The organism is Streptomyces sp. NPDC015127, from assembly GCF_043080095.1.
GTDB lineage: Bacteria > Actinomycetota > Actinomycetes > Streptomycetales > Streptomycetaceae > Streptomyces.
The window spans coordinates 139,893-152,989 of sequence record NZ_JBIBVE010000009.1 but is presented as its reverse complement, the minus strand read 5'-3'; the positions used below and the strand labels follow the sequence as shown (position 1 = coordinate 152,989).

Genomic DNA, 13,097 nt, shown 5'->3' with positions numbered 1-13,097 from the left:
CCGGGGAGCAACGCGCTCCGGATAGGCTGGGCGGATGACGCGAGCCGAGCAGCCAGCCGAGCAGCAGGCGGTCACGAGGACCGCTGCAGAGACTGCTTCCGACGCATCTGATTCCGGCGCACTCGCCGCCGACTCGCGGGAGCGCGCCGTGCGCGCCCTCCTGCGTCACGCACCGCTGAGGCGGCTGTGGAACGCCCAGGTGGTCGGCGGGATCGGGGACGCACTGGGTGTCCTCGTCCTGATGCTGCTGGCGTTGCAGGCGGCCGTGGCGTCGGGCACGTTCGGGACCGGTTACCGCGGAGCGGCCTTCGCCGTCGCGGCCGTGCTCGGCGCGCGCGTACTGGCCACGCTGCTGTTCGGAGCCGTCCTGCTCGGCCCCCTGACCTCGCTCACCGCGAAGCCGAACGGCCCGCTGGACCGACGCTGGACCATGATCGGCGCGGACGCCGTGCGGGTCGCGCTGCTCGTCGTCGCGCCGCTGTGGATCGACTGGACCCGCGCCAACGCCCTCGCGATCCTGCTGATCACCGTCTTCGTGGCCGGGGTCGCGGAACGCTTCTGGACCGTCGCCCGGGAGGGAGCCGCGCCGGCGCTGCTGCCCGCGCCGCCCCTGGAGGGCGCCGCCGTACGGCCGCTGCCCGATCACCTCGACGCGCTGCGCAGGCTGTGGCTGCGCACCGCCTTCGCGGTCGTTCCCGCCGCGGCCGCCGTCCTGCTCGTCGCCACGCTGATCGGCAACCTGCTCGGGTCGGGCATCGAGTGGTTCACGCTGCACCAGGCCGCGCTCGCCTCCTACCTCGCGGCCGGCCTGTTCGCCGCGTCCGTGTCGACGCTGTACTTCGTGGAACTGCCCGCCGCGCAGACGCCCCGGCCGCGTTCGCCGCTGGAGGGCCTGCGCCGCCCGTCGACCGGCAGCGGCGTGGACAAGGGGCGCACCGGCAGCATCCCGCTCTTCGTGATCGCCTGCGCCGCCGTCACCGGAGCCATCGCCTCCGCGACGGCCGTCGCCGTGCTCCACGCCGTCGACCTCGGCGGCGGCCCGGCAGCCTTCGCGCTGCTCGTCCTTGCCCTCATCGGCGGCACCGGAGCGGGGATCCGCGCGGCCGGGGCCGTACTGCCCTCGCTGTCGCGGCGGCGGCTGCTCGCCCTCGCGCTCACCGTGACCGGCGTGGCCCTGCTCGCCATGGGGCTCGTCCCCGACACGGCCACCGTGCTGTTCATCGCGGCGCTCGCCGGCTTCGCGGCCGGTGTCGCCGCGAACACCGGACACGCCCTGATCGACCAGGAGACCGAGGACTTCCGCCGCCCCCGCATCACCGATCACCTCCAGGCGGTCGTCCGCGTCGCCATCGGGCTCGCCGCGATCGCGGCCCCGCTGCTCGCGGCGGCGATCGGACCGCACCGGCTCGCGAGCGGCGACTTCGTCTTCGCCCACGGCGGGGCCGCGTTCACGCTGATGCTCGTCGGCGCACTGCTGCTGCCCGTCGCCGCGGTCGTGCTGGCCAAGACCGACGACCGGTCCGGGGTGCCGCTGCGCCGCGATCTGCGCGACGCGGTGCGCGGCGGCGCGGACCCGGCGCAGGTGCCCGCGGCGAACGGATTCTTCATCGCCATCGAGGGCGGCGACGGCGCCGGCAAGTCCACCCAGGTCGAGGCACTCGCCGAGTGGATCCGCGCCAAGGGCCACGAGGTCGTCGTCACCCGTGAGCCCGGTGCCACCCCTGTCGGCAAGCGCCTGCGCTCCATCCTGCTGGACGTGTCGAGTGCCGGACTGTCCAACCGGGCCGAGGCCCTGCTGTACGCCGCCGACCGCGCGGAGCACGTCGACTCGGTCGTCCGCCCGGCACTGGAGCGCGGCGCGATCGTCATCTCCGACCGCTACATCGACTCCTCGGTCGCCTACCAGGGCGCGGGCCGCGACCTCTCGCCGACGGAGATCGCGCGGATCTCGCGCTGGGCGACGGACGGACTCGTACCCCACCTGACCGTGCTGCTCGACGTCTCCCCGGAGACCGCGCGCGAACGCTTCACCGAGGCGCCGGACCGGCTGGAGTCGGAGCCTGCGGAGTTCCACCAGCGGGTGCGGGCCGGGTTCCTGACCCTGGCCGCGGCCGACCCCGGGCGCTACCTCGTCGTCGACGCGGGCCAGGAGCCCGAGTCCGTCACCACCGTCGTGCGCCACCGGCTCGACCAGATGCTTCCCCTGTCCGACGCCGAGATCAAGGCCCGGGAAGAGGCGCGCAGGGCGGCCGAGGAGGAGGCCCGGCGCAGGGCCGAGGAAGAGGCCCGGCGCAAGGCGGAGGAGGAGCGCCTGGAGCACGAGCGCCAGGAGCAGCTCGAACGGCTGCGCGCCGAGGAGGAGGAGCGCAAGCGGCGCGAGGAGGACGAGGCGCGGCAGCGCGAGGCCGAGCGCCAGGCCGAGGAGGCCAGGCAGCGTGCCGAGGAGGCGCGCCGGCGCGCGGAGGAGGAACGCCGCCGCCGCGAGGCCGAGGAGAAGGCCCGCCAGGCGGAGCAGGAGCGGCTGCGCCGCCAGGCCGAGGAGGAGGCCCGGCTGCGGGCCGAGGCCGAGGCGCGCCGGCTGGAGAAGCAGCGCAAGGCGGAAGAGGCGCTGCTGAAGGCCGAGCAGGCGCGGCGGGCCGCGGAGGCGGCCGCCGCAGCGGCGGCAGCGGCGTCCTCGCAGTCGGCGAACGAGATCACGGTGCCGACGCCGGTCGTGCGGCCCGAGGAGGGCCCGTCGGCCGGTCCCGACGAGATCACGCAGGAGGTCCCGAGGCCGGGCGCGGCCCAGGGGGACGACGAGACGACGCTGCTGCGGAAGGTCCCGGACGAGGCGGAGACGTCTGTGCTGCCGGCCGTGGACCCGCGGGCGGAGGACGAGACGTCCGTGCTGCCGGCCGTGGAGGATCCGAGGGCGGCCGACGAGACGGCGGTACTGCCGCCGGTCCGGGACGCCCGCCAGGACGCGGACCCCGCCGACCGGGTGCCGCCGGGCTTCTTCCGCGACGAGCGCCCTGCGGGCGCCGAGGGCGCCGAGAGCCCGAACGAGCGGACCCGGGAGCTGCCTCAGGTCGACCCGCAGCAGGGCGGCCGGCGTGCCCGCCCGGACTGGGCGGAGGAGACGCCGCTGGACGACCTCCCGACCCTGGCGGACGAACTGCTCGGCCCGCACGAGGACGACGACGACCGCGGCGGCCGCGGCCGCAGGCGCTGAGGGGGCGGGCGCGCTCCGGCGCGGGGCGCGTTCCGCGCGGGCGCGGCGCCCGAGTGGGCTCCCTGCGCGGGTCTGACCTGCCGCGGCGCCTCGGTAGGGCCGCGCGCGGGTCCGGCCTCCCGCAGGCCAGGCGCGGCGCGCGCCCCCGGGCCGGAGCCTCGCGGCGAACGTATGGGCCCGGTCGGTGGGGACGAAGCGGCTGCCCGACCCGTAGGGGTGCCTCCCGCACGCCAGGCGCGGCGCCCCCTTGGACCAGGCAGGACGGCTGATCGGCCCGGCAACGGGGCGTTCCCCGGGCGTGGCGGACCGGTGTGCGCCGCGAGGCGGGTGGTGGCGAGTCGGCACCGGCCCGGTCGACCGTGTGGGACGCGTTGTCAGAGCGCTCCTCCACAATGGGAGACCGCAGTACGGAAGGGCGGTGACGGCACATGGCCGTTTGGGACGACATGGTCGGCCAGGAGCGCGTCCAGACGCAGCTCTGCGCCGCCGCGCGGGACGCCGACACCCACGTCACCGCGCACGCCCAGGGCGCCCCCGTCCCCGCCGCCTCGAAGATGACGCACGCCTGGCTGTTCACCGGGCCCCCCGGATCGGGGCGGGCCACCGCCGCTCGGGCCTTTGCCGCCGCCCTGCAGTGCACCAGCCCCGACCGGGCCCTCGGCGGCGTGCCCGGCTGCGGATTCTGCGACGGCTGCCACACCACCCTCGTCGGGACGCACGCCGACGTCGAGGTGATCCGCACGGACCTGCTCTCCATCGGCGTCAAGGAGACCCGCGAGCTGGTGCGCCGCGCGCAGCTCTCCCCGGCCGGCGGCCGCTGGCAGGTGATCATCATGGAGGACGCGGACCGCCTCACCGAGGGCGCGGGGAACGTCCTGCTGAAGGCCGTCGAGGAGCCCGCCCCCCGCACCGTGTGGCTGCTGTGCGCGCCCTCCCTGGAGGACGTGCTCCCCACCATCCGCTCCCGCTGCCGCCACCTCACCCTCCGTACGCCGCCGGTCGCCGCGGTCGCCGACGTGCTGATCCGGCGCGACGGCATCGAGCCCGAGGTCGCCGCCGCGGCGGCGCGGGCCACGCAGGGCCACATCGGCCGCGCCCGCAGGCTCGCCACGGACGAGCGCGCCCGCGCCCGGCGCGCGACCGTGCTCAAGCTGCCGCTGCGGGTCGAGGACATCGGCGGCTGTCTCAAGGCCGCGCAGGAGCTCGTCGACGCGGCGGCGGAGGACGCCAAGGAGATGGCCGAGGAGGTCGACGTCAAGGAGACGGAGGACCTGAAGGCCGCGCTCGGCGCCTCCGCGACCGGCCGCATGCCACGTGGCACGGCCGGTGCCATGAAGGAGCTGGAGGACAGGCAGAAGCGCCGCAAGACGCGTACCCAGCGCGACAGCCTGGACCTCGCGCTCACCGACCTGACGGGCTTCTACCGCGACGTGCTCGCGCTCCAGCTGGGCTCGCAGGTCCCGCTCGCCAACGAGGACGTGCGCGACGCGCTCGACCGCATCGCCCGCGGCTCGACGCCCGAGGGCACCCTGCGCCGGATAGAGGCCGTCGTCGCCTGCCGTGACGCCCTGGACCGCAATGTGGCCCCGCTGCTGGCGGTCGAGGCGATGACGATGGCGCTGCGCGCGGGCTGACGCCGATGCCGCGCGCGGGCTGACGCCATGGCCCCGGCCGGGCGACACAGCCACCCCACGCCAGGGTTGACCACGTCACCCGTGCGAGTACCGACGGGCAACGGCGCTCTGCGGGGATTACGCTCCGGGGATGGACACCAGGCGCCTGCTCCGCACCTTCGCCCTTCCCCTGGCCACGGTCGGCCTGCTCGTCTCCGGCTGCAGCGGTGACGTCGGTTCGTCTCCCGGTTCCTCGCCGTCGGGCCGGGCGGCCCCCTCCGCCGACCTCGAGCGGTTCTACGGGCAGAAGCCGGCCTGGCGCTCGTGCGGTGTGCCCGGCTTCCAGTGCGCGACCGTGAAGGCCCCGCTGGACTACGCGGACCCCGAGGGCGAGACCGTCGACCTCGCGGTCGCCCGCAAGAAGGCCACGGGCCCGGGCAAGCGGCTCGGCTCCCTCCTGGTCAACCCGGGCGGGCCCGGCGCGTCGGCTGTCGGCTACCTCCAGAACTACGCGGGCATCGGCTACCCCGCACCGGTTCGCGCCCGCTACGACATGGTCGCCGTCGACCCGCGCGGCGTCGCCCGCAGCGAACCGGTCGAGTGCCTCACCGGCCCCGAGATGGACACGTACACGCAGACCGACCAGACCCCGGACGACGCCGGCGAGAGGGCGAAGCTGGAGGCGGCCTACAAGAACTTCGCCGCAGGGTGCGAGAAGCGCTCGGGCAAGGTCCTTCCGCATGTCTCCACCGTCGAGGCGGCGCGGGACATGGACGTCGTCCGCGCGGTGCTGGGCGACGAGAAGCTGAACTACGTCGGCGCCTCGTACGGCACCTTCCTCGGCGCGACGTACGCCGAGCTGTTCCCCGACCGGACCGGCCGGCTCGTGCTGGACGGCGCGATGGACCCCTCGCTGCCCGCCCGCGAGATGAACCGCGACCAGACGGCCGGTTTCGAGACCGCGTTCCAGTCCTTCGCCGAGGACTGCGTCAAGCAGGCCGACTGCCCCCTCGGCCGGACGTCCGCCGCGGACGCCTCCGCCCGCCTCAAGGCGCTGTTCGAGAAGCTGGACGCCACCCCCGCACCGACCGGCGAGAGCCGGAAGCTCACCGAGTCGCTGGCCACCACCGGGGTGATCGCGGCCATGTACGACGAGGGCGTCTGGCCCCAGCTGCGGTCGGCGCTGGCCGCGGCCCAGGAGGGCGACGGCGCCTCGCTGCTGGCGATGGCCGACATGTACTACGAGCGCGAGGCGGACGGCTCGTACGCGAACCTGATGTTCGCCAACGCCGCCGTGAACTGCCTCGACCTCCCGCCCGCCTTCGACGGGCCCGAGGCTGTCGAGGCGGCCGTCCCGGAGTTCGAGAAGGCGTCCGCTGTCTTCGGCGAGGGCTTCGCCTGGGCCTCCCTGAACTGCGGCCACTGGCCGGAGAAGGCCACCGGCAAGCCCCACCGCATCGAGGCGAAGGGCGCGGCCCCGATCGTGGTGGTCGGCACGACCCGCGACCCGGCCACTCCGTACAAGTGGGCCAGGAGCCTCGCCGAGCAGCTGTCCTCTGGCCGGCTGCTGACCTACGACGGCGACGGCCACACCGCGTTCGGCCGGGGCAGCGACTGCATCGACACGGCGATCAACACCTACCTCCTGGAGGGCACACCCCCGGCGGACGGAAAGCGCTGCTGAGCGGGCGGACGGGCGCCGGTACGGGGTGCGGCCGGAGGTGGTTCGGGGCACCCCGAAGAACCCTGTAGACTTGGCGCCGCTGCTGATGAGAGCGTGTCCCCGCGGGGACGGGTGTCTCGTCCGGTAGCGCGCCGCCTTAGCTCAGTTGGCCAGAGCAACGCACTCGTAATGCGTAGGTCTCGGGTTCGAATCCCGAAGGCGGCTCCGGTGAAGGTCCAGGTCAGTATCCGCTGACCTGGACCTTTTGCGTGTCCGGAACTTTCGTTCGGTCCCGGCTCGATCACGTCGTCCCCGTGGCGTCTCCCGGGGGCAGCAGCACCTCGTCCGGCAGGCCCAGGTGCTCCTGCAGCGCGGTGCGTCCCTGTGACGTCAGGGCGATCACGCGGGTGGTGCCCCGGCGCGAAGCCCAGCCGGAGGCCAGGGCGTGGGTCAGGAGCGCGGCGCCCAGTGCGCCCGCCAGGTGGTGGCGGCGCTCCGTCCAGTCCAGGCAGCTGCGGACGTGGGCGCGGCCGGTGCCCGAGTCGTGGTCGGCGATGCCCAGGGTGTGCAGCCAGTCCCGTCCTGCCGGTGTGAGGGCGGGGCCGTAGTCCCAGGCCAGCAGGGCGCGTTCGGTCATCGCGTCGGTGATGGCGACGGCGACAGTGCCCGCGAGGTGGTCGTAGCAGGAACGGGCGTGGGCCAGGGCGCGGCGGCGGTGGGTGTCCCTGAGGGAGCGGACCGGTGTCGCGCGCAGGGGGGCGTGCGATGCCAGGCTCTCGATCATCTCGGCGGTGGCGGGGCCCGAGAGACGCACGTACCGGTGCCGCCCCTGGCGTTCCTCGGAGAGGAGACCGCTCGCGACCAGTTGGTGGAGGTGCCCGGTCGCGGTGGATGCCGCGACGCCCGTGTGCCGGGCCAGCTCAGTCGCCGACCAGGCGCGGCCGTCCAGCAGTGCCAGGCACATCGCGGCGCGGGTGCGGTCCGCGAGGAGCCTCGCGAGGGAGGCGAGGTCCGGGCTGTCGACGGTCCATGGGGAGGTCACGCCGTCATTCTGGCCGCCGTTCCCTTCGGCGCCCACCGAAGTGTCGGCGCCCTAGCGTTCCGGACCATGAACACCACGACAGCCGAGACGGCGCAGGCCGGCGACCGGCATCTTCGGATATCCCCGAGCATCCTCTACTTCGGCACCCCCGTCGCTCTGCTGACCACCCTGAACGACGACGGCAGCCCCAATCTCGCCCCCATGTCCTCGGCCTGGGCCCTCGGCCACAGCGTCGTCCTGGGCCTCGGCCGCGACAGCCACACCGCCCGTAATCTCGACACCCGCCCCGAACTGGTGATCAACTTTCCCTCGCCGGACCTGTGGCAGACGGTGGAGGCCCTGGCCCCGCTCACCGGGGCCGACCCGGTGCCGGAGGCGAAGAAGGCCGTCTACCGCTACGAGCCCGACAAATTCGGCGCCGCGGGGCTGAAGTCGGAGGACTCGGAGGTGGTGGCCCCGCCGCGTGTGGTGGAGTGTCCGCTCCAACTCGAGGCCCGGGTACGGTCGATGACACCGGGCGGGGCGGACGGCCACTTCCGGGTGATCGAGTGCGAGGTCGTACGCGTTCACGCCGCCGCGTCCATCGTGGTCCCCGGCACCCAACACATCGACCCCGGCGCGTGGAGCCCGCTCATCTACAACTTCCGTCACTACCACGCTCTGGCACCGGAGTTGGGCCACGGCTTCCGCTCCGAGACGGCGGCCTTGCGGCGTGCCTCGTCGGAATGGGGATCGGCGCAGAGCCGGGGTTCGGTAGTTTCGGGGCCGGACACCGACCCTCGCGCGTGATGAGACGGGCTCCGCCGGGGGCCCGTACACCATCCGCCATGACCTGACCGCGGAGCAGCCATGGCGGCGCCTCATCTCGTGGTTCCGGGGCCTCCTCGCGGGCCGGCGACCGGGCACGTCTGGTACGCCTCCTACGGATCCAACATGCACGTCGCCCGCCTGCACTACTACCTCGTGGGCGGGCGGCCGCCCGGAGCCGCGCGGACGTACCCGGGGTGCCGGGACAGGACCGGGCCCCAGCGCTCCGTGCCCGTCGTGCTGCCGGGGACCGTGTACTTCGCCACGGAGTCGCCGGTCTGGACCGGTGGCCGGGGGTTCTACGACCCGTCGGCCGACGGGTTCGTCTGGGCGCGGGCGCACCTCATCACGGCAGGGCAGTTGTCCGACATCGCGGCGCAGGAGATGTACCGGCAGCCCGGTGCCGATCTCGACCTGAGCGAGGCGATGAGCCTCGGTCGTTCCGTGCTCGGCGCGGGGCGCTACGAGACGCTGGTGTGTCCGGGGACGCTCCACGGCATCCCGGTGATCACGTTCACGGCGCCGTGGCGGGTGACCGACGTGGTGCTGCGGCAGCCCTCCGCGCCGTACGTGCAGCACCTGGCCGCAGGGCTGAGCGAGTCCGGCGCGTGGGGTGCCCAGGAGATCGCCGCCTACCTGGCCACATGTCCCGGCGCGGCCGGGCACTGGACCGCCGATACCATCGCGGCGCTCATCGCGGCGGACTGACGGCACGTCACCGGCGCAGCGTCGCCGTGAGGCTGCGGCCGTAAGCCTGGTGGGTCGTCACCTCGACGCGGGTGCCGCCGGGGGCGGGAGTGATCCGGACGCCCTCGTCGGCCGTGACCGGGCGCAGGGCCGGGCCGTGGAGCAGCAGTGTGACCGTCCGGCGCCGCGTCGTCGGGTCGGCGACCGCGAGCGTCGTCGTGCCGTCGGGGGACCGGCGGACGAGCACCGAGGCCGGGCCGTCGACGGTGAGGCGTTCCACGTGGTGCGTGCCGGGGGTGAAGGTGTTCGCGGCGACGAGGCCCAGGTGCGCGTGCCGGACGGCCTGCGCGGTGGGCGTGTTGGTCAGCACGGTCAGCGGGCCCGTCCCGTAGGAGGCCGTCCGGCGGGCGGTGGCGTTCGGGACGAGGACGTAGGCCATGGCCGTGGGCGGGGCGGCGGGGGGCCGGTCGATCGAGAGCGTGAAGACCTGCTTCGTCACCGGGGTCGCCGGATTCGACTGGCGGACCACGCGGCGGCTGCGGGTGACGGTCTCCAGGGCCGCGGTGGTGTCGGGCCCGTCGAGGAGGGCGTAGCCGACCGCCGTGCCGCGTGTGGTGTTGGCGTAGTGCAGCCATGCCAGGGGCGCCGTGCCGGTGCCCGACCACGGGCTGCCGTCGCGCAGCCCGCCGGTGAGCGCGACCGTGTCCGAGGGGGCCGCGATCCGGGCGTCGACCGTGGTCGTCACCGCGCGGCCCGCCGGGTCGCCCACGCCCGCCGCGAGCACCACGATCTCGTCGTCGAGCAGGAACCACGACTTCGTGGCGCGGGCGCTGCGGTAGGCCACGAAGTCGTCGGGGAGGGTGCCCGCCTGTTTCGCGGTCCACGGGACGTCGTCGGCCAGGACCATGCCGGCCGCGCCGTAGGCGCCGAGGCGGGCGCCGCCGGAGAAGGCGTTGGTGGCGCGGGGGAAGTAGACGTAGGTGTTCTGCGACTCCGACGACGCGGTGAAGCCGCGGGCCGGGTTGTCGTACCAGAGGCCGCCGTAGAGCTCGGGGACCGTGCGGCGGGCCTCCACGGGGGCGGTGACGCCGGCGAGGCGGTACGGGGAGACGGCGGTGTAGTAGTCGACACCGTACGACCCGGTCTGGTCCTCGCCCGACAGGTAGAGGTAGTGGGCGCCGTCGCCCTGGAACCAGGGCATCAGGTTCTCGCCGCTCATGTACTCGTACTTGCTGATGCGTTCGGAGCTGCGGGCCAGCGCGAAGGCATAGCCGGGGCGGCGGTGGACGGTCCGGTCCATCGCGTTGAAGGCGACGTGGTGGGCGGCGGGGGCGAGGTCCTTCGCGGGGACCGGTGAGGCGAGGATGTCCGCGTATCGGGCGATGCTGACCGGCGAGACGAAGCCCGTGGGGTCCAGGGGCGACTTCGAGGACCGGTGGACGTGTTTGACGTAGGCCGCGAGCGCGTCGGCGCCGGAGCCGGCTCCTGCGCCGACGCCGGTCGCGTACGCGGAGAGGTCGACGACGGCTTCGACGACCGCGGCGACGTCGCTGTAGCCGGTCGTGGTCCGGGAGACTCCCCTGCCCTTCACGATCTCCATCATCCAGCCCTCGAAGATCACGGGGGCGAAGCCGTCGGTCACCCATCGCCGGACGGTGCCGGTGAGGTCCTCACCGGGGGCGTAGGCGGTGCCGTCGAGGATCTTGACGGTCTGGACGACACGGGTGAGCAGGCCCTTGCCGTACGAGCCCGTGTAGGCGACGGAGGCGTGCTGGACGAAGGAGCCGTCCGCGTAGAACCCGTCGGTGACACCGTGCCGCAGGTCGTACGGGTCGATCGTCGCGAAGACGGTCAGCTGGTCGGCGACGGCCTTGCGGATGCGGGCGTCGTCGCCGAGGGCGGCGCCCTGGAGGATCCGGTTCGTCGTGATGTCGGCCAGGTTGGCGCCGGTGTGGAACCGCGAGTCGAGGTCGACGTCGCCGTCCTTGCCGTTGCGCAGATAGGCGTCCATCGAGGCGACGTAGGTGGCGGGGAGGCCCGGTTCGAGGGCCGTGATGTCGTCCTTGAGGAGGGCGAGGATCTTGCTCACGTGGGCGGAGATGCCGATCTCCCAGGTGAACCAGTTGCCGTAGTAGCCCTTCGACTGGTCGCCGTAGTACGTGTCGTGGAGATGGACCAGGCCGTCGACGACGCGTCGTCGCACCGCCGGATCGTCCCGCAGGCCGGAGGTGGCGGAGCCGGGAGTGCGGGTGGCGAGTGCGATCTCGTACAGGTACTGGAACGACCTGTTCAGGTTCGGGTCGCTCGTCCCGAGGGGGACGCCCTTGAACAGCTCGCCCGGTCCGGCGTCGTCCATCGCGGTGAGCCGGGCCCGGGCCGTGGACGCGATGGCGGCGAGCTTCGGCGCGACTTCGGGCCGGGCGTTGGACTCGGCGGTTCCGGCGAAGACCGCGGTGGTGTTGCGGAGCAGCGCGGCGTGGTCGGAGAGGGCGCCCTCGGGGGCCCGGCGGGCCGCCGCCCAGGCCCGGGACTCGCCCGCGGCCGGCACGGCCACCGCGGGAAACAGGGACAACAGGGTGCGACGCGAAAGATGCACCTGGGCTCCAGGGTCGGCCGGGACGCCGGGAAAGCGCTTGCCGCGCATCCAAGCAACGGCGACCACCCCTGTCAACGGCAGCGGCGGGCACCTCTGTCCACGGTAGTGGCAGCGGGCCTGCCGGGCTCGGCCTGGCGCGGCGGGAGACGTGCGTGCGCTGCGGAAGGCCGCTGGGCTTGGCACCGGCGCGGCGCGCGGCGCACGCTGGGGCCATGGCCGGGAACCCGCCGATCGTCGTGCACCGGATCTCCCCCTCGGGCGGCCGGCGCGTCACCGTGCGCGGACGCATCATGGGCCTCGCCCACTCCGACGAGGAGGTCCTGGAACTGGTCCGCCGGTCGGGCGAGGCGGGGGCGGTGGTGCTGGAGGACCCGACGTGGGTGGAATGGACGGGCGGCAGACCGCACCAGTACGAGCCGCTGGAGCTGTTGCCGTGACGCTCCGACCGGGCGCCTCACATCGGCGGCCCGCCGAGGACGAACGGACGAGAGCCCCGGCACCGGAGGTGACCGGGGCTCTCTCTGTCCGCGAATCCGGCCGCGGCGGCGACACTCCCCCGAGTGTGGCTTCCCCACGCCGAGCACCAGCGGGCCGGATCCGATGAACCGATCCAAACAGGCGTCTCCAACAGATCGCTAACATGTGCCAGGCGCCCAAGGGACGGGCGTGTTGGCAACTGTTTGGCTGGGTTGTAGGTCACAGCTGGCCATCGGGTACCCCACATAGGTGAATCGTGCTGGTTTGCGGGCGTGGTGGCTGGTGGTCGTTAGGCTCGCTGTAAGGCATGGGGGGAGGGCGGGGTGCGGGATGCTCGTGGTGGCAGGCGTGAACTGCGTTCGATCGCGGCGCCGTTCACTGTGGCCGCGCCGTCGGGTGCGCGTATCCGTGACCGGCTGAGGGTGTCCCCGGCCGATGCCGAGGTGCTGGTGCTGGTCGGTGGGCATCTGGGCCGCCTGGCGCGGGCGGATCTGGCGGAGAGGGTCCGGATCGGTACGGTGCCGGTCCGGGAGAGGCGGCGGGCGGAACGCAAGAAGGCGTTGACGCGGCACTCCTCGTCCCGGTGGGCCGGGGCGATCACGCGTGCCTCGGAGGACCAGTACCAGCTCGGCATGCGCTGCCTGCACGCGGAACGCACAGCTCTGCTCCGCTCGGTGCGGAAGATCCGGCAGCGTCTCGCGGTGCCGTGCGGGCGGCGCATGGGCAGGGTGCGCGGCTACGCCGATCAGGCCGAACGCTTCCAGAAGCAGCGCCGCCTGGCCCTGCTCGAAGCCCGGCCGGCACCCAGGGCACGCGGGACCACGAGCCCACCCAGGACGCCGGGCACGCCCCGTGAGGGCGGCAAGAGCCGAGCGCGCCGAGGTGACCAGCCCGCGCTGTTCCCCGCACCCAAGACCGTTCGGGGTGCAACCGGACCCAGTCCGATATCAGGCGATCCGGCCAACAACGGCCAACATCGCTAGGAACGGTACGGGGAGGAA

9 protein-coding genes and 1 tRNA gene are annotated in these 13,097 nt (G+C 73.8%); 8 read left to right on the top strand and 2 right to left on the bottom strand.

Annotated elements, in window-relative coordinates; genetic code table 11:
• The first annotated feature begins 34 nt into the window (after positions 1-34).
• The 4 genes from tmk to ACF08N_RS19340 all read left to right on the top strand — a co-directional run bounded on the left by tmk (position 35) and on the right by ACF08N_RS19340 (position 6,712).
• A complete protein-coding gene (gene tmk / locus ACF08N_RS19355; RefSeq protein WP_392325837.1) occupies positions 35-3,211 on the top strand; it encodes a dTMP kinase in 3,177 nt (1,058 codons plus the stop codon).
• A 428-nt stretch (positions 3,212-3,639) separates the two neighbouring features.
• Entirely contained in the window at positions 3,640-4,845 is a 1,206-nt protein-coding gene (locus ACF08N_RS19350) for a DNA polymerase III subunit delta' (protein ID WP_392325836.1), read from the top strand.
• A 130-nt stretch (positions 4,846-4,975) separates the two neighbouring features.
• The gene (locus ACF08N_RS19345; RefSeq protein WP_392325835.1) at positions 4,976-6,508 is read left to right on the top strand and encodes an alpha/beta hydrolase; all 1,533 of its coding nucleotides are present in this window, start codon (positions 4,976-4,978) and stop codon (positions 6,506-6,508) included.
• A 130-nt stretch (positions 6,509-6,638) separates the two neighbouring features.
• Positions 6,639-6,712, top strand: a tRNA-Thr gene (locus tag ACF08N_RS19340).
• A gap of 76 nt (positions 6,713-6,788) precedes the next feature.
• Here ACF08N_RS19340 and ACF08N_RS19335 read toward each other — a convergent pair.
• Complete coding sequence (locus ACF08N_RS19335; RefSeq protein WP_392325834.1) at positions 6,789-7,529, bottom strand: ArsR/SmtB family transcription factor; 741 nt, start codon at positions 7,527-7,529, stop codon at positions 6,789-6,791.
• Between the two features lie 66 nt (positions 7,530-7,595).
• On the opposite strand from ACF08N_RS19335, the gene ACF08N_RS19330 reads away from it, so the two are divergent.
• The gene (locus tag ACF08N_RS19330; RefSeq protein WP_392325833.1) at positions 7,596-8,318 is read left to right on the top strand and encodes a flavin reductase family protein; all 723 of its coding nucleotides are present in this window, start codon (positions 7,596-7,598) and stop codon (positions 8,316-8,318) included.
• 144 nt (positions 8,319-8,462) lie between these two features.
• Complete coding sequence (locus tag ACF08N_RS19325) at positions 8,463-9,044, top strand: histone deacetylase (RefSeq protein WP_392325832.1); 582 nt, start codon at positions 8,463-8,465, stop codon at positions 9,042-9,044.
• 7 nt (positions 9,045-9,051) lie between these two features.
• Here ACF08N_RS19325 and ACF08N_RS19320 read toward each other — a convergent pair whose 3' ends face one another.
• On the bottom strand, positions 9,052-11,619 hold the full coding sequence (locus ACF08N_RS19320; RefSeq protein ID WP_392325831.1) for a polysaccharide lyase family 8 super-sandwich domain-containing protein: 2,568 nt from the start codon (positions 11,617-11,619) through the stop codon (positions 9,052-9,054).
• A 212-nt stretch (positions 11,620-11,831) separates the two neighbouring features.
• Here ACF08N_RS19320 and ACF08N_RS19315 point away from each other — a divergent pair, with 212 nt between their 5' ends.
• Together ACF08N_RS19315 and ACF08N_RS19310 are read left to right on the top strand one after the other, a co-directional pair.
• Positions 11,832-12,056 (top strand): hypothetical protein, encoded by a 225-nt coding sequence (locus ACF08N_RS19315; protein ID WP_392325830.1) that lies wholly within the window; start codon positions 11,832-11,834, stop codon positions 12,054-12,056.
• Between the two features lie 363 nt (positions 12,057-12,419).
• A complete protein-coding gene (locus ACF08N_RS19310) occupies positions 12,420-13,079 on the top strand; it encodes a hypothetical protein (protein ID WP_392325829.1) in 660 nt (219 codons plus the stop codon).
• The last annotated feature ends 18 nt before the right edge of the window (positions 13,080-13,097 follow it).